Raw genomic sequence first — 16305 nt, 5'->3', positions numbered from 1 at the left:
CGGGCGGTATTTCAGGTCCGAGGCTGCGTTATCCCTCCGGATAAGTGAAATAATCCTAATATCAGCAGGCTAGGCGGGCTAAACATATAACTTCACCAACACATCCTGTCGTTTAGGCCGGTGGGCTTTAATTGTGGCGTCGGAAAGCACCGGGCCTAAGCCTGGGAGCTGCGCTGATCCGCTACGGCGAATCCTAGGGAAGCAAGGCACATGGCGAGGATGACGCCGAAGCCGGCAATGATGGACAGCGGCCAGTCCGCGCTTGTGCCGTGCAAGGTGGCAAAAACGATGGCCGTAATAATGGCAAGCCCAATGGCCGTACCGATGCGCTGGCCGGTCTGGAGGACGGCGCCGGACGATCCGGCGTAGGCCTGTGGAACATGCGCCAAGGTGAGCGTTTGGTTGGGGGAGATGACCGAGCCTTGGCCGCCGCCAACAAGGGCCAACGAAAGGACCATCCACCATTCGCTGGCTCCCCACTGCTCGGTGGCCCAGATAAGCGCAATGGTGGCAATGAGGCCGGAGATGGTCACGAGCATGCCCAACACCACCACCTTGCGGCCGTGGACGGATACGGATCGGCCGGCCAGTGTGGCAGATATGGAGCTCAATAAGGCAGCCGGAATGCCTACGGATCCGGCAGCTAGGGCGGAGTGTCCGAGTCCGCTTTGGAAGTAGAGTGCCACGAGCACCCAAATGCTGGTAATACCCATAAACCACAAGGTGGCGATGATGGTGCCATTGCGAAAACTCGGGGTGGCGAAGATAGTGAGATCCACCATCGGCGGATGGCCGGTGGCCTTGTGGTGTCGCTCCCACAGCACCCATCCCACAAGGAGGACGGCGCCCAACAGTAGGAGCCACCACACGGCCGGGGAAGCGGAGGATTCCATGAAGGGGAAGAGGATGGCCCACACTGCAGCACCGAGAATCACCGCACCGATGGGATCCAGGGTGGCAAGGGCCTTGAAGATGCCCAGTTTATTGCCATTTTCATCGCGCACGCGGGAAAACAGCGGCCGCGGAAACCACAGCAATCCTAAGATGATGGCAATAAGGCCGACGGGGAAATTGACCAGCATGGTCAGCCGCCAACCTAGGTCCGCGCCGCCGAGGCGAATGAGAAGGCCGCCCAGTACCGGTCCGATAGCCACAGCGATGCCCACCGTGGAGCCAAAGTAGCCGAAGGCGCGGGCGCGTTCCGGACCGCGGAAGTACTGCTGGATCATTCCCACGCCCTGCGGATTGAGCAGCCCAGCGCCTAGGCCTTGGATAAAACGGGCGGCGTTGAGTGCCTCCGCGTTGGGGGCAAAGCCGGCGACGGCGGCGCTGAGGGAATAGATAGCAATGCCCGCCAAAAAGATTCCGCCGCGGCCGACGAGATCTCCAGCGCGGCCGGCCGCCACAAGGATGACGCCAAAGGTGAGCGCATAGCCGGAGAGCACCCATTGCACATCGGACTCAGAGGCTCCCAGGCCCGATTGAATAGAGGGCAGGGCTACGTTCACGATGGACACGCTCAGCAGAGACATGAAGAGCGCCGTAAGCAAAACGATAAGGACCCGCCAGCGGGCGGGATCTTGGCCGGCGGGGTACTCGGTCTGGTTAGCTGCGGAAGTAGTCACTTCCACACTTATACTCTGCGGTTTGTTCTAGGTTCAACCGCGCGGAAACTACATGTGTTTTTGCAGCACGCGGCCGAAATCCGGTACCGCAGGGGTGAGGAACTTCGAGGCCTTACCGCGCAAGGAGTTATAAGGCTTAGACAGCGCGGGGGAGTTAATCTGCTCGGCGTGCTTATCGGCCACCGACATGATGGAATCGCTCACCTGGGTGCTGCGGGGCTCGAGGAAGGAACCGAAATCCTGCTCGGAGCTGCGTGCAAACTCTTGCCAGTGCGGATCTAAAGCGTCGAGGATATCCGGTAGCACGCGGCCTAGGGCCTTGGTGATGATGGCGGGGTCTACCTTCTTCGCGGCGGCGACGGCGCCCTTGAGCGCCATGCCGGTAATGCCCGATTGCTTGGCGACGACCCCCTCAACCAGCTCGCCGCAATCGTTAATCACCGCAGTGCGCTGCGGACCTGACATAAGTTCAGAAAGATGTGCCATGCTGCACCACCTTACGCGAGTTAGGCGGGCTGGCCCGGCAGGCCAGGGAGGTTGGCCTGAATGGCAGCAATCTGATCAGCAATCTGGCCCAGGCCGGCATCGCGTGCAGCCTTCTCCAGATCCACGTTAGGGGAGTACAGCGCCACGGCGCTGGCCAGCGCGGCGACGCCAGCGGCCGCTGCGGTGATGATCAGGGTGAGATCCAGCTGGGAAGAGCCGGTAGAGGAACCACCAGTCTGTCCCTGCTCAAAGTTCGGATTTACCTGGTCTTTCCAGGAATCTGCCTCAGCTGCAGTAGCAGTCGGAGCAGTGATGGCGGTGGCGGCTAGGGCCGCGGCGGTAAGGCTCGAGGCGGCGATCTTTTTGAAGTGGGACATGGTGGTAGTTCCTTTCTTGGGTCACTATCCCCAGTAACTTAGGTAACTTCTTTAACACTAAGGTAGACGCGCGCGCTGAACTTTGCGAACTCTGCGTTATACCCGTTAAGCGCTGGCACGCGGGCTAATACCTCCGCCATGGCGCGGGCGGCATCGCGGTGGTTGTCATGAATGGCTATTCCTTCCACCTTGGCGGTGCTGGCAGCCGCCGCGGCCGCCAGGGCGGCGAAGTTGATGATGCGGACGTTATAACGTGCGCAAAACTCGCGTGCCAAGAGGTAGAGCTGTTCGGTACTCATAATCGCCTAGGCCTGCGTGGGCCGGGTGCGGCGGATTTCCGCCTCCAGCTCAGCGCGGCCGGGGAGGAGGGCGCGGGCGGTGGACTGCACGTGGGCGTCGGCAAGCGTGCGGGCGGCGGCCGCAACAACGGCGCGCACCACCGCCTCGTGCTTGGAGGTGCCCTGCGCGGAGGCCAGTAGCGTCAGCGCGTGATCCTGTTCGTCCGTAAGCCGCAATGTCATCGCCATGCCTCAAGTGATACCACGGTGATACTACCCGTGCGGCAATTCGAGTCCTGAAAGGCGCTAGAGGGTAGAATTTGGGGTTATGAGTGACAATAACGACGATCTTTTTGATCGCATATTTCCCATTGACATTAATGAGGAGATGGAGTCGAGCTACATCGACTACGCCATGTCCGTCATCGTTGGCCGCGCCCTGCCGGAGGTGCGCGACGGCATGAAGCCGGTGCACCGCCGCGTCATTTACGCCATGTATGACGCCGGCTTCCGCCCGGAGCGCTCGTACGTGAAGAGCGTGAAGGCCGTGGGCGAGACCATGAGTAACTACCACCCGCACGGCGACAGCGCCATCTACGACACCCTCGTGCGCATGGCGCAGCCGTGGGCGATGCGCTACCCGTTGGTGGACGGCCAGGGCAACTTCGGCTCGCCGGGTAATGACGGCCCGGCCGCGATGCGTTACACGGAGTGCAAGCTCACCCCGCTGGCCATGGAGATGGTGCGCGACATCCGCGAGAACTCCGTGGACTTCGCCCCCAACTTCGACTCGAAGACCCAGGAGCCGACGGTCCTGCCGTCGCGTGTGCCGAACCTGCTGATGAACGGCTCGAACGGCATCGCGGTCGGTATGGCCACCAACATCCCGCCGCACAACCTCAACGAGCTGGCGGAGGCCATCTACTGGCTGCTGGACCACCCGGAGGCGTCGGAGGAGGAGGCTCTGGCCGCCTGCATGGAGCGCGTCAAGGGCCCGGATTTCCCCACCGCCGGCCTCATCGTAGGCGACCAAGGCATCAAGGATGCCTACTCCACCGGCCGTGGCTCCATCCGCATGCGCGGTGTGACCTCCATCGAGGAGTCTGGATCCCGCCAAACCATCGTGATTACCGAGCTGCCGTTCCAGGTCAACCCGGATAACCTCATCTCCAATATCGCGGAGTCCGTGGCCAGCGGCAAGATTGCGGGCATTTCCAAGATTGAGGATGAGTCCTCCGACCGCGTGGGCATGCGCATCGTGGTCACCCTTAAGCGCGACGCTGTGGCGCGTGTGGTGCTCAATAACCTCTACAAGCACTCCCAGCTGCAGACCTCCTTCGGTGCCAACATGCTCTCCATTGTTGACGGCGTGCCGCGCACCCTCCGCCTGGATCAGATGCTGCGCTACTACGTGGAGCACCAGATCGAGGTCATCGTTCGCCGTACCCAGTACCGCTTGAACGAGGCCGAGAAGCGCGCCCACATCTTGCGCGGTTTGGTCAAGGCCCTGGATATGCTGGATGAGGTCATCGCCCTTATTCGTCGTTCGCCCACCGTGGACGAGGCGCGTGAAGGCTTGAAGGAGCTTCTCGACGTCGACGATATCCAGGCCGATGCCATCCTGGCCATGCAGTTGCGCAAGCTGGCCGCCCTGGAGCGTCAGAAGATCATCGATGAGTTGGCCGAAATCGAGCGCGAAATCGCCGACCTGAAGGATATCCTCGCCCGCGAGGAGCGCCAGCGCCAGATTGTCCACGATGAGCTGGCAGAGATCGTCGATAAGTATGGCGATGAACGCCGCACCGAAATTATTCCGGCGACCGGCGATGTCACCGATGAGGACCTCATCGCCCGCGAGAACGTCGTGGTCACCATTACCTCTACCGGCTACGCTAAGCGCACCAAGGTGGATTCCTATAAGGCACAAAAGCGCGGCGGCAAGGGCGTGCGCGGCGCTGAGCTCAAGCAGGACGATATTGTGAAGAACTTCTTCGTCTGCTCTACGCACGACTGGATCTTGTTCTTTACCAACTTCGGCCGTGTTTACCGCCTCAAGGCCTATGAACTGCCAGAGGGCGGTCGCGCCGCACGCGGCCAACACGTGGCTAACCTGCTGGAATTCCAGCCGGAAGAAAAGATCGCGCAGGTCATCCAGATTCAGTCCTACGAGGACGCTCCTTACCTGGTCCTCGCCACCCAGCAGGGCCGCGTGAAGAAGTCCCGCCTGACCGATTATGAGTCCGCGCGTTCCGCTGGCCTTATCGCCATCAACCTCAACGAGGGCGATGCGCTCATCGGCGCACAGCTCGTCTCCGAAGGCGATGACATCCTGCTCACCTCCGAGCAGGGCCAAGCTATCCGCTTTACTGCCGACGACGACCAGCTGCGCCCCATGGGCCGCGCTACCGCCGGTGTGAAGGGCATGCGCTTCCGCGGCGATGACCAGCTGCTATCCATGTCCGTGGTCCACGATGGCGAGTTCCTCTTGGTAGCCACCTCTGGCGGCTACGGTAAGCGCACCGCCATTGAGGAATACACCCCGCAGGGCCGCGGCGGCTTGGGCGTTATGACCTTCAAGTACACCCCGAAGCGCGGCAAGCTCATCGGCGCCATCTCCGTCGATGAGGATGACGAGATCTTCGCCATCACCTCCGCCGGCGGCGTCATCCGCACCGAGGTGGACCAGATTCGTCCGTCCTCCCGTGCGACCATGGGTGTGCGCTTGGTGAACCTGGCCGACGACGTCGAACTGCTTGCCATCGACCGCAACGTCGAAGAAGATGGTGAGGAAGACGCTCAGGCTGTAGCCAAGGGCGAAAAGACCGTGGATGAGGTCCAGCAGGAGCACAAGGCTGGCGATGCTTCCAAGGATGAGGAGTAATTAATGGCACGACGAGACGTAACGATTACGCGAATCTCGCCCACTTCCGCGTTCCGCGTTGGTCTGGCCTTGTCACTCGTCGGACTCATTGCCTGGATGCTGGCCGTATGCCTGCTCTACATCGGCCTGAACCAGGTGGGCATTTGGGAATCGCTCAATAGCCTCGTCGGCGGCGTCGGCGGCGGATTCGAGGTCACCTTCGGCGTCATCATCTCCGCCTCCGCGCTCATCGGCGTTATTTTCGCCGTTCTCCTTACATTGCTGGCGCCCCTGATGGCGGTTATTTATAACGCCATCGTGGACGTCTTTGGCGGCCTGCGAGTCGACTTAGACAACCGCTAGCGCCTCTCTCGTTCTGGAAGGTGCCGGCACCTTCGGGTGTCGGCATTTTTCTTTCTTCCGTGCAAATCTTTCCCCTCTTTCGAGTTGCAAGAAATATTTGTTGAGCAGGCGATTTGTGTAAATCCGGGGATAGTATGTAGAGTTAATTCTCGTTCCGCACAAGGGCCTATAGCTCAGTCGGTTAGAGCGCATCGCTGATAACGATGAGGTCGCTGGTTCGATTCCAGCTAGGCCCACCACGGAACAATGGGGCATTAGCTCAATTGGTAGAGCATCTGCTTTGCAAGCAGAAGGTCAGGAGTTCGATTCTCCTATGCTCCACAGCATGAAGTCCGGCTTCCTCTTCGGAGGGGCCGGACATTTTTTATTTCCGCGGTCGTTCCCAAGCGCTCTGAGAAGTGACACAATGACGAGCACTCTACTCGGATCACCATTTTCGTCCATATAGACCAGCAAAACCGTCGACGAAAACCGAGTTTTGGATGGACGATATCGTTGAAGACAACGCTAAGCCAGTCTCGAAAAGGGGGGTGTTCCTATATAGGTTGTCAACTCCGTGGGTGGGCTTGTTGGGGGTGTGAAGGGTTTCTGCTTCGTCTCGTAGATGTTGTTTTGGGTACCTTGAGGAGCCGGTTGGGCTTGCTGTGCAATCGGCTTGGATGGGGGTCTGTTGGCTTTAGGCTGCTGCAGCCTCCTGAGCTGTAGAGATGTCTCGGTAGTGCTCGCCGTTTCGCATCATGGAGAAGAGAGCGTTGAGGCGTCGGCGTGCGAGTGCGACGACTGCGGTGTTGTGTCTTTTGCCTTCTTTGCGTTTTCGTTCATAGAATTGCCGGGAACGCTCGTGGAATCTGATCGATGCAAAAGACGATTGCCATAGGGCGTTCTTTAATTTTTGTTGAGCGATCGTCTGCCCCCATGTGTTGGGCGACTGCGACGGTTAATCGGCTGATGTTGTTGGGCTGATCGACAATGACAAGGACTGAGGTGTTGTCGGCGAGGAATTGGCCGAAGAGCTTGCGGAGCGAGCCTTTATGCTGATTGATGCGTTTGGACAGGACTTGCCTGCCTTGGGGATCGAGGACGCAGGCGTGGTGGAAGTATTTGCCGACGTCTACGCCAATGACGAAGTCATAGGCCATGGGTGTGTTCCTCCTAGCGATGACTTAGAAGTTGGACTATTTGAGCTTCATCGCTGGGGGTGGTCGGACATACTTAGTACTGGCATCTACATTACTGTGAGACCTCGTACCACCTGGGCTGGGTCAGGTTCCTATTGAGCTGTTTGAGTATGTCACTGTCTTCGGCGGCATCACCCCCGGATCATTTTCAGACAGGGGCGGGAATAAGCCATACCGAAGCCAGCGACTAGTTCCACTGTCCTTTCAGACGGAGGGAACGGAAATAAACATAGCCCGCCCAATCGGGTGGACAGGCTATGAATCTTCGGTGCCCTGAGGTGGAACTGCTAACAACGAAATGGGGGGAGCGGGGGCAAAGTCAATAATTCGAGTCTGGCATAAGTAGATAAGGATTGCCTAACCTAATACTGTTTCAAGTTATGTTCCCGATCGGGAATCGGCAACGGAAGCGAGGCGGCGACGATGAACAGAAAACGTGGATCGACCAGAGAACCCCTCTCCGGAGGGGGAGTCGGGGACGCGGGCCCGGACGGGACGGGCGACGGCGACGCCGTGGCATCGCAGACGGACGATGGGCGGTTGGTACACGTCGCACCGGTCGCAGCGGGTGGCCGACCATCCACCCGCGATATGCTCGGCGGCGCCATCGTCGAAGTGCGGCGCAACCCGGTGTCGCCGCAAAGCGGAATCGGCTACGAATGCCCGGACATCGACGTCGTACGCGAGGTGTGCCCCTCGATCCTCGGATATTCCTACCACGTCGCCTTCGATGCTCTCCCCGATGAGTCGGTGGAGAAGATCCGCACGTCGAGACTGTACGCGATGCCCGTCGTCTCCGGTCTGCTCGCCCGTCTCGGGGCGGCCGTGACGTCGCGGAAGGCGCGGGCGAAGGGCACTCCGCAACCCGCCGAGCTGGTCGTCGCACTTTCCTCCGTCGGCGCGGGCGATGCGGGGTCGGCGGCCGAGACAACCGTCGCCCGGGCGACTGGCCCGGGTTCCTACAAAATGACCGCGGCCATTGCCGCCGCCACCGTTGCGTCGGTCGCGGGGAAGCCGGTCGCGCCGGGGTGCCGGGATCTCGTCGGCCACCCCCGGCTCCTCGAACCGGTCCTCGCCTTCGCCCGCGATGCGGGCATCCATATCGAAACGCCGCATGACAACCCGACCACGGGGCCACTGCCGGCAGCGGCCCACTGCGACACCAAAGAAAAGGAGAAACGATGACGGATCAAGCTGAACGGGGTGCGGCGATCGTCGTCCGCGACCTCACGAAGAGCTACCCGATTGCGGGCAAAGCCGGCACCGCGCCCGGAGGCGGGGCAGGTGCTCCGCCGGACGGCGGGCGCAAGGGAAAGCGCGGCGCCCGGATGCGCAAGCATGTGCTCGACGGCGTGAGTTTCACCGTGCCCGCCGGGTCGATCGTGTCGTTCCTCGGCCACAACGGCGCAGGCAAGACCACCCTCATCCGAATCCTGTCGACGCTCATCACCGCAGACTCCGGCGAGGTGAGCATCTTCTCGCGCGATGTGAAAGAGGATCCGGCGGGCGTGCGCGCTGACATTGCCACCACCGGCCAATTCGCGGCGATCGACGAGAACCTCACCGGCCGGGAGAACCTGGAGTTCTTCGGGCGTCTGCGCGGACTCGACCGCGCCGACGCGGCCGCCCGCGCGACGGAACTGCTCGCGCAATTCTCGCTCGCGGACAGTGCCTCGACGTTGGCGTCGGCCTATTCGGGTGGCATGCGGCGCCGCCTCGACATCGCCGCGTCGCTGTGCGTCGTGCCCAGGTTGCTGTTCCTCGACGAACCCACGACGGGGCTGGACCCGGTCAGCCGCGAAGAGTTGTGGGGCTTCATCCGGCAACTGCGGGACGACGGAATGACCCTGGTGCTGACCACCCAGTACCTGGAAGAGGCGGAGGCGCTGGCAGACCACGTCCATCTGCTCAAGGACCGCCGCATCGTCGCCAGCGGAACGCCGGAGGAATTGCGTCGCGACTTCGGGTCGCACGTGCTCCGCGTGTCCTTCGCCACCGCCGCCGGGGCGGAGGCATTCGCCCGCTGCCTAAGGGGAGCGTGTCTGGACCGCGCCCGCGTCGCGGGGAAGTTGGTGTCCCTCGACGTCGACCCCGGACCGCAGGTCCTCGAGGCGGTGGCGCGGGCGATGGAGGCCTCGGAAGCGTTGCCGGATTCGCTGAGCGTGTCGCCGCCCACCCTCAACGAGGTGTTCATATCGATGAACGCGGGGGGTGCGGCGCGATGAGTGCGACGTCGGTCGCGGCGTTCCTCCGTCGGGATCTGCTGCTGTTGCGACGCAACACCGCGTCGCTGATCTCCATGTTCGTCGTTCCTCCCCTCTTCCTGCTGTGCCTGTACGCGGTGTTTGGGTACTCGGCAGGGCAATCCGGCTTCGGGTACCTGCGTTTCGTGCTCGGCGGCTGCCTGTTCCAGGCGGCGATGTTCACCGCCGCGGCGTCGGCGATGGCGGTGGGACAGGACGTCGAATCCGGGCTCGTCGACCGTGTGCGCGTGTTGCCCGGGGCCACGGGCGGCTATGTCGCCGGCAGGCTCGCCACCGATGTGCTGCGGATGTCCGCGTCGATCGCGGCGCTGCTGATCGTCGCGTGGGCCTGTGGCCTCGACATGGCTCTCGGTGACGTCGCGTGGACAGTCCTGTGGTCACTGCTCACCGCCGCGGTCCTGTCCTTGGTCACGGACGGGGTGATCCTGATGGTGCCCGCTCCGGTGTCGACGGCCTCATCGATCCAGGCGCTGGAAATGCTGCTGCTCATGTTCTCCACCGCGTTCATTCCGACGACCGCTGTGGACGGCTCCCTGCGTGACATCGTGCGCCACATGCCTTTTTCGCCGGTGATCGAGGTGATCAGGGCGGCGTCCCCGGGCGCCTTCCCGAATCACGCCGGGGAAGAGGCCGCCCTGTGGCTCGGTGTCGCGACGGTCGTCGGAATCGTCCTGTTCATCCGCCTGTTCACCTCGAGGAGCGAATCATGATCGACGCCATTTTCGTGCATCTGCGGCGCATCGTCCACACTTGGCTGCGGCGCCCTGACTTCTGGTTCATGACGTTCATTGCTCCGCTCGTGTACCTGTTCATCGTCAACCGCATGTTCGGTAGCCTGGTCAGGCAGCTCACCGGAGAGTTCGAACTCCGGAACGCGGTTATCCTTGTCGTAACGGCGTGGGCGTTCATCTTGGCCATCACGGGATCGTCCACCGTGTTCGTTGAACGCAGCAATGGCCTCCACGAGCGGTTGATCACAATGCCGGCACCGTACGCGGCCGTGCCGACCGCACGGATAATCGCCGAGTTCATCCGGATCATGTCGATGACGATCGTCGTCGCGGCGGTGGCCGCCTTGCTTTCCGACGGCCCCCTGGAGGTGTCCTGGTGGTGGAGGATCACGGTGACCGGCGCGATGGTTGCCGCGGCGGCCGCATGCACCGGCACGTACATCGCGTTCTCCATCACCAGCCCCCAGGGATCCGTGGCCCTTATCCCGTTGATAATCGTTGCGATGTTCGTCAACACGGTGCTCATGCCCGCCGACCACTTCCGTCCCCTCCTGCGCGGAATCGCCGGGCACACCCCCGTATCCGCGGCCGGCGAGGCCGTCAACGGTACCGGGGCTGCGGGTCTGGTGGTCTGCGCGGCCTGGTTCTTTGGTATCGCCGTGCTCGCGGCGTGGGGCATCGCCGTGAAAACGAGGCCGGGGGAGTCTGCATGACGGCCCGCGAATCCGAGCATCTAACCCGAAACCGCCGCGTGGACGCGGCCCACACACCCGGAGACAGAACCAGATGAAGTCGATCGCCCAGATTGTCCAGAACAACCGCAGGCTCCTCGCGGCCTACGAGGACAAGGTCCAGCCGAGGTTCCTAAGCCGCTATGCGCGCGAACCGATGGACGCCGCCGCCGTGTACCGGAAGCTCCGTGCGCTGGATCCCGGGCCGGATGCGCCGGCCCGGGTCCTCGATCTCGGTTGCGGAACCGGGTGGCTCGCCCGCACGCTCGCCGCTGAGTCTCGCTATCGCAGGGCGAACATCGTCGGCTACGACCTGTCGCCCAATGCGATCCGCATCGCCCGCGAACGCGCCGCCGCCGACGGGCTCGGGGCCCGGACGGAATTCCACGTTGCCGACATCCTCACGCCGCTCGCGGGAGAGCCCGGCGGGGCCTGTGAAATCTGGGTGTGTGGCGCGCTCCACCAAATGAAGGATGCGGGAGCCGCGCTCGGCAGGGTCTCCGGGCTGCTCGCCGACGGCGGCATCGCTTACGTGCAGACGTTCGTCGAGGATCCCGACGTGAACGAGCGGGTCGACATGGCCGTCATGGCGAAGATGGGCCACCGGGTGTTCCGGGGCAGCGAGCTCGAGGACCTCGCCGAAGCCAACGGGCTGAAGCTGGACGGAGCCTCACGCGCCGGCATGGTGTATTTCTGCACTCTCGCGAAGAAAAGCGCGATCGGGGAGGCGGGGAAGTGAGCGCCGTGGACGGGACCGTCGGCCCGTGGTCGCTGCTCGCCCCGATCCGGACCCGGATGCGTGCGGTGGTCGCGTTGTCCGTCCTGTCGTCGGTGGCTACCGTCGCTTCGCTGGTCGGCATCATCGACATCGCGATGACGTACCCGGAGGCCCCGGTGCATCGGACGTGGTTGGCCGTGGTTGTCATCGTCGTCGCCGCGACGGTGCGAATGGCTGCGGACGGCGCCGCCGGCATGCTCTCGCACCGGGCGGATAACGACCTGCAGCTCTACCTCCGGCGCCGGTTGGTTGCCCATATCCGGAAGCTGCCGCTGGGTTGGCTGGACGCCCGGCGCTCGTCGGGGATCATCGGGTCGGTTGAGAAGGACGTCGCGGCCGTCCACCAGCTCATGGGTCACACCGTCGGCGAGACCGTGGTGGCGGTGCTGGTTCCCCTGCTTTCCCTCATCGCGCTCGTCGCGGTCGATTGGCGGATCGCGGCGGTGGCGGTCGTCCCGGTGCTGGTCACCTTCGCCCTGATGGGCGTGATGATTTCGCGCGGAGCCGGTCTTCAGCGCGACTACGAGCGAGCCTCTGAAAAAGTGACGGCTGCGGTCATCGAGTTGGTGCGCGGCATCCCGGTGATGAAGTCCTTCGGACGCGCCAGCCAGGGCGCGGGCCGCTACGATGCCGCGGCGTCGTCGTTCGTCCGCGCGTGGTCCGCCTGGTCCCGGCAGTCGAACATCTATCTCGGGCTCATCGACGTGGTGACGTCCCCGATCACGGTCCTCGCAGTGGTGTGCGGCGCTGGCCTCGCTTTGAGGGACACCGCGGGCGGCAAACCGGAGGGTCTCGTCGCCGGGCTGGTTCTCGGCCTTGGACTCTCCGCGGCGATCGTGAGGGTGGCTATGAACTCCGAACCCATCATCGCGGGGATCGCCGCCCTGAAGTCCATCGCGGAGGTGCTGGGCACGCCGCCGATCACCGAGTCCGCCGAGCCGGTGCCCGTGCACGGAGGCGCGCTCGAGGTTCGGAACCTGGTCTTCTCCTACGGGGATGGGCCGCGGGTCCTCGACGGGATGTCCGCGACGTTCGAACCGGGGACCCTCACGGCGCTGGTGGGGTCCTCCGGTTCCGGAAAGTCCACCGTCGCCCGGCTGTTGGCGCGTTTCCACGACCCTGTCGAAGGCTCGGTGCTGCTGGGCGGCGACGATCTTCGCGACATCGCCGTGCGCGACGTGCACCGTTCGGTGTCGGTGGTGTTCCAGGATCCGCAGTTGCTCACGCTGCCCTTGCGGGAGAACATCCGGCTGGCCAGGAGAGACGCCACCGACGGCGAAATCATGGCGGCCGCGAAGCTCGCGAACCTCGATACGGTCATCGCGGCGCTGCCGAAGGGCCTGGATTCGGTGGTCAACGTCGACGTGACCTTTTCCGGTGGTGAGGCGCAGCGCGTGGCCATCGCGAGGTCGATTGTCACGGACGCGCCGGTGCTCATCTTCGACGAGGCAACCGCTTACGCGGATCCGGCTTCCGAGGCCCTCATTCAGTCCGCAATTGAGCGTTTGGCTCGTTCGCGGACGGTGATCGTGATTGCGCACAGATTGAGCACGATCCGCAACGCCGACCGCATCCTCGTTCTCGATGGGGGAGCGGTCGCGGAGGCGGGCACCCACGACGAGTTGCTTGCGCGCGGTGGCCGCTACCGGGATCTGTGGCGCGCGTTCGCGCTCGACGACGAACCATCCGCCCCGCGGGGCACTGAAGCAGACGATGAAAAGGCAGGGAACCGATGATCCGGGACTTGTGGTCGATGACGGATCGGCGCTCGAAGATGACGCTGGCGTGGCTCATTGCGTTGGCCGCGCTTGCCGCGCTGGCACAGGGAGCGGCGTTCGTCGCGCTGCTGCCGCTGCTGTCGGCTCTGGCCGTGGGAGATGATGCGACGGCGTGGCGTTTCACCGGCGTTATCGCCGGCCTCGCGGCCGCCCATGCGGTGCTGTCCCTCGCCGCGGGGACGGTCGGCAGGGCGAATTCCGCAGCGGTGCTGTCGTCCCTGCTGCGTTCCCTGGGCGAACGCGTGCTGACGTTGCCACTCGGGTACGTCACCAAGTCCACGGCCGGCCGCTTTTCGGAGATGGCGTCTTCGGGCATGGCGTTCGCGGCGTCCGTGCCGCACGTGATCCTGCGGCCCGTCATCGCCGCTGTGGTTACGCCGACCGTCATCGCTCTCGGAATTCTGGCGATGGATTGGCGCGTCGGGTTGGTTCTCGTCGCGTCGGCGCCGGTGCTCTTCTTCGCCTACCGGGCCATTGGCCGGGTCGGCGGGGAGTCGGACGAAGCGCATGCTGACGCCGTCGCTGCCGTCTCCGGCAGGCTGATCGAGTTCACCCGCGGCCAGCAGGTGATTCGCGCCGCGGGCGACGGTTCGGCGGCGGACGCGATGGTGGATGAGGCGATCCAGGCCCAACACGATGCGTTCGCGAAGGCGACGTCGACGCAAGGCGCGGCCATCGGACGGTTGGGCTCGGTCGTCCATGCGGTGTTCACGGCGGCGGTGGTCGTCGCCGTGGCGGTCGCCGCGACGGGCGGGATGTCACCGGCGCATTTGGCGCCGATGCTCATTGTGGTCGTCCAGTTCACCGGACCGATCACCACGGCGGGAGCGTTGTCCGGCGGTTTCGGCGCGGGCCGCAACACGTTGGCTGCGCTGCGTGAGCTGCGGGCGATCCCCGTCCTTCCCGAGCCTGCCGCACCGGAGCTGCCCGACGGGCATGACGTGGAGTTCCGCGGCGTGAGCTTCGGGTACGGGGAGAAGAAGGTCCTCGACGGCGTCAGCTTCCGTGCGCCTCAGGGAGCGCTGGTCGCCATAGTGGGACCTTCGGGGGCGGGCAAGACGACGGTCATGCGGCTGCTGTCGCGGTTTCATGATCCGGACTCGGGGGAGATCCTCATTGGCGGGGTGCCCTTGCCTCGGATCGGCACCGACGGCGTGAACTCGCTGGTGACCCCGGTGTTCCAGGAGACGTTCCTCTTCGACGCGTCCGTGCGGGACAACGTGGTCTTCGCCGACCCCGGATTCGGTTCCGGGCCCGGCGACGGAGACCGCTTGCGCGAGGCCGCCCGGCGATCCGGGGTGGACCGCATCGTGGAGCTGCTGCCTTCCGGGTGGGATAACCCGGTGGGGGAGGAGGGGACGCTGCTGTCGGGAGGCGAGCGGCAGCGCGTCGCCATCGCCCGGGCGCTTCTGAAGGATTCCCCGGTGGTGCTTTTCGACGAGCCGACGTCCTCGCTGGATGCGGCCACTGAGCGGGCGATTGTTGGCACGATGGAAGCGTTGCGCGGCGATCGCACCGTGATCGTCGTCGCCCATCGCCTGCACACCGTCCGCGATGCCGACCTCATCGTCGTGCTTTCGGAGGACGGGACGGTCGCAGAACGGGGCACGCACGATGAATTGCTGGCGAAGGGCGGCCGCTACGCCGAGTCGTGGACGTGCCGGACGGGAGGCTCCCCGGGCGCCTGATCCTCGTCCGTCGAGGACCATCGCTCCGGTCCGGTACCGGTGCAGTGGTCCTGCCACGCCGTCCCGGTCAGCGGGTCCTCGACGATGCCCTGGGCGACAGGGTCGTAATTGAAGCCGTAGTGCTCGGTGCGGTGGGCGGGGCACACGTCTTGGACGGTGATGTTGGTGACGCCGGGTTCCCGCACGAAGGAGTTTTAGTGGGGGAGCACGGCATTGTCGTGCCGCGTGCCCAGGAAGGTGTACCGCACGCCCGGTCGAGTGATGTCGCCGATGGTCAGCTCATTCAGCAGCATGGAACCGGAGATCTGCTGTTCCCAGGCAAGCGCGTTCGTTTTGCCGGCGTTTCGGGAGTATCCGTGGCGCATCTCGGGGTGGACGTCAAAGCGATCGGCTGCGCTGTGCGCCCGGGGCCCGTGGTTCGAGGCACCGGTACCGATGAGCTGTTCGACGACCCGGTCCCCGCCCAGCTCCCGGATGTAGTGGTGGGGCAGGGGTCCGCTGCCCTGCGAATACCCGACGAGGTTAACCGCCGGGGCTCCGGTCGCGGCCAGCACCCGGTCGACGACGGAATCCAGTGTTTTCGAGCTGTGGCGGATGTCGCCGCTGAACACAGCCCATTCGACGGGGTGTCCATCGACGACGAGCGGGTTGTCGGTGAACGTGTAGGCGCAGAGCCCGGCCCGGGCGAGGCGGGACGCGAGGCCCGCCCATTTCGCGTAGGCGTCCTCCCGGGTCCCGGGAATGAGGATGACGGGCAATTCACCGTCCCGGGGCGGCACCGGAAGTCGTTGGCGCCGGGGGCACCAGACCGGGCTTGGCCATGGACAGGGCCCGGGCGGCCGCGGGTGAGGTTTGCCGGCGGCCGGGCCACCGGTCGGGAAACCGCCGTCCGACAGCGACGAGGGGATTCTCGTTACCTCGTCGGGGGTGTTCCTATATAGGTTGTCAACTCCGTGGGTGGGCTTGTTGGGGGTGTGAAGGGTTTCTGCTTCGTCTCGTAGATGTTGTTTTGGGGGTGCTGTTGCAAAGTTGGGGCAGTAGAAAGATCGGCGTGAAATAATCAGAGCCATGGGCATCTTCTCCGGTCGGCATTTCCCCCGTGACATCATCCTGTGGGCGGTGCGGTGGTATTGCCGCTACGGCGTGAGCTACCGCGACCTCGAAGAAA

Annotated in this window: 16 protein-coding genes, 2 tRNA genes and 2 pseudogenes; 12 read left to right on the top strand and 8 right to left on the bottom strand. The window is 63.9% G+C overall.

The annotated features are described in order from the left end of the window. Positions 1 to 155 precede the first annotated feature (155 nt). The 5 genes from MHK00_RS11340 to MHK00_RS11320 are packed head-to-tail and all read right to left on the bottom strand — an operon-like array spanning position 156 to position 3015. Positions 156 to 1631, bottom strand: coding sequence for an MFS transporter (locus MHK00_RS11340; protein ID WP_239283038.1), 1476 nt, complete (start codon positions 1629 to 1631; stop codon positions 156 to 158). Between the two features lie 42 nt (positions 1632 to 1673). Beyond that, entirely contained in the window at positions 1674 to 2111 is a 438-nt protein-coding gene (locus MHK00_RS11335) for a DUF6918 family protein (RefSeq protein WP_150850214.1), read from the bottom strand. A 20-nt stretch (positions 2112 to 2131) separates the two neighbouring features. Then, on the bottom strand, positions 2132 to 2488 hold the full coding sequence (locus tag MHK00_RS11330) for a hypothetical protein (protein ID WP_250411891.1): 357 nt from the start codon (positions 2486 to 2488) through the stop codon (positions 2132 to 2134). Positions 2489 to 2526: 38 nt separating this feature from the next. After that, positions 2527 to 2787: a cell filamentation protein Fic gene (locus MHK00_RS11325; RefSeq protein ID WP_200435912.1), complete on the bottom strand. Its 261-nt coding sequence runs from the start codon at positions 2785 to 2787 to the stop codon at positions 2527 to 2529. Between the two features lie 6 nt (positions 2788 to 2793). Then, on the bottom strand, positions 2794 to 3015 hold the full coding sequence (locus MHK00_RS11320; protein ID WP_250411889.1) for a CopG family transcriptional regulator: 222 nt from the start codon (positions 3013 to 3015) through the stop codon (positions 2794 to 2796). A 79-nt stretch (positions 3016 to 3094) separates the two neighbouring features. Between MHK00_RS11320 and gyrA the strand changes: the two genes are divergently transcribed. The 4 genes from gyrA to MHK00_RS11300 all read left to right on the top strand — a co-directional run bounded on the left by gyrA (position 3095) and on the right by MHK00_RS11300 (position 6310). Next, the gene (gene gyrA / locus MHK00_RS11315) at positions 3095 to 5647 is read left to right on the top strand and encodes a DNA gyrase subunit A (RefSeq protein ID WP_250411887.1); all 2553 of its coding nucleotides are present in this window, start codon (positions 3095 to 3097) and stop codon (positions 5645 to 5647) included. Between the two features lie 3 nt (positions 5648 to 5650). Then, positions 5651 to 5989: a DUF3566 domain-containing protein gene (locus tag MHK00_RS11310; protein ID WP_049378050.1), complete on the top strand. Its 339-nt coding sequence runs from the start codon at positions 5651 to 5653 to the stop codon at positions 5987 to 5989. A gap of 162 nt (positions 5990 to 6151) precedes the next feature. Then, a tRNA-Ile gene (locus MHK00_RS11305) sits at positions 6152 to 6228 on the top strand. A 9-nt stretch (positions 6229 to 6237) separates the two neighbouring features. After that, positions 6238 to 6310: transfer RNA gene (locus tag MHK00_RS11300), tRNA-Ala, on the top strand. Positions 6311 to 6665: 355 nt separating this feature from the next. On the opposite strand, the pseudogene MHK00_RS12025 reads toward MHK00_RS11300, so the two are convergent. Together MHK00_RS12025 and MHK00_RS11295 are read right to left on the bottom strand one after the other, a co-directional pair. Continuing rightward, positions 6666 to 6884 (bottom strand): annotated as a pseudogene (locus MHK00_RS12025) (IS110 family transposase); the annotation flags it as partial. Further along, positions 6808 to 7128 carry an IS110 family transposase gene (locus MHK00_RS11295; RefSeq protein ID WP_284836124.1) on the bottom strand — a complete coding sequence of 107 codons (321 nt, stop codon included), beginning with the start codon at positions 7126 to 7128 and terminating at the stop codon, positions 6808 to 6810. The gene MHK00_RS11295 and the pseudogene MHK00_RS12025, both read right to left, overlap by 77 nt. A gap of 630 nt (positions 7129 to 7758) precedes the next feature. Here MHK00_RS11295 and MHK00_RS11290 point away from each other — a divergent pair. The 7 genes from MHK00_RS11290 (at position 7759) to MHK00_RS11260 (ending at position 15137) form a co-directional block, all read left to right on the top strand. Next, entirely contained in the window at positions 7759 to 8352 is a 594-nt protein-coding gene (locus MHK00_RS11290) for a hypothetical protein (protein WP_250411885.1), read from the top strand. Further along, entirely contained in the window at positions 8349 to 9392 is a 1044-nt protein-coding gene (locus MHK00_RS11285; protein WP_250409441.1) for an ABC transporter ATP-binding protein, read from the top strand. The genes MHK00_RS11290 and MHK00_RS11285 overlap by 4 nt, the downstream gene beginning before the upstream one ends. Further along, the gene (locus MHK00_RS11280) at positions 9389 to 10141 is read left to right on the top strand and encodes an ABC transporter permease (protein ID WP_250409442.1); all 753 of its coding nucleotides are present in this window, start codon (positions 9389 to 9391) and stop codon (positions 10139 to 10141) included. Before MHK00_RS11285 ends, MHK00_RS11280 begins: the two co-directional genes overlap by 4 nt. Beyond that, on the top strand, positions 10138 to 10875 hold the full coding sequence (locus tag MHK00_RS11275) for an ABC transporter permease (RefSeq protein ID WP_250409443.1): 738 nt from the start codon (positions 10138 to 10140) through the stop codon (positions 10873 to 10875). The genes MHK00_RS11280 and MHK00_RS11275 overlap by 4 nt, the downstream gene beginning before the upstream one ends. A 73-nt stretch (positions 10876 to 10948) precedes the next feature. Then, positions 10949 to 11632 (top strand): class I SAM-dependent methyltransferase, encoded by a 684-nt coding sequence (locus MHK00_RS11270; protein ID WP_034668635.1) that lies wholly within the window; start codon positions 10949 to 10951, stop codon positions 11630 to 11632. Beyond that, the gene (locus MHK00_RS11265; protein WP_034668633.1) at positions 11629 to 13407 is read left to right on the top strand and encodes an ABC transporter ATP-binding protein; all 1779 of its coding nucleotides are present in this window, start codon (positions 11629 to 11631) and stop codon (positions 13405 to 13407) included. Before MHK00_RS11270 ends, MHK00_RS11265 begins: the two co-directional genes overlap by 4 nt. Continuing rightward, positions 13404 to 15137: an ABC transporter ATP-binding protein gene (locus MHK00_RS11260; protein WP_250411883.1), complete on the top strand. Its 1734-nt coding sequence runs from the start codon at positions 13404 to 13406 to the stop codon at positions 15135 to 15137. Before MHK00_RS11265 ends, MHK00_RS11260 begins: the two co-directional genes overlap by 4 nt. Positions 15138 to 15331: 194 nt before the next feature. Here MHK00_RS11260 and MHK00_RS11255 read toward each other — a convergent pair whose 3' ends face one another. Then, a complete protein-coding gene (locus MHK00_RS11255; protein ID WP_143339263.1) occupies positions 15332 to 15895 on the bottom strand; it encodes an esterase/lipase family protein in 564 nt (187 codons plus the stop codon). A 310-nt stretch (positions 15896 to 16205) separates the two neighbouring features. On the opposite strand from MHK00_RS11255, the pseudogene MHK00_RS11250 reads away from it, so the two are divergent. Beyond that, positions 16206 to 16305, top strand: a pseudogene (locus MHK00_RS11250) (IS6 family transposase); the annotation flags it as partial.

The organism is Corynebacterium tuberculostearicum (assembly GCF_022347385.1).
GTDB lineage: Bacteria > Actinomycetota > Actinomycetes > Mycobacteriales > Mycobacteriaceae > Corynebacterium > Corynebacterium tuberculostearicum_M.
The sequence above is the reverse complement of the archived record's forward strand: the minus strand, read 5'-3'. Positions and strand labels throughout refer to the sequence as shown.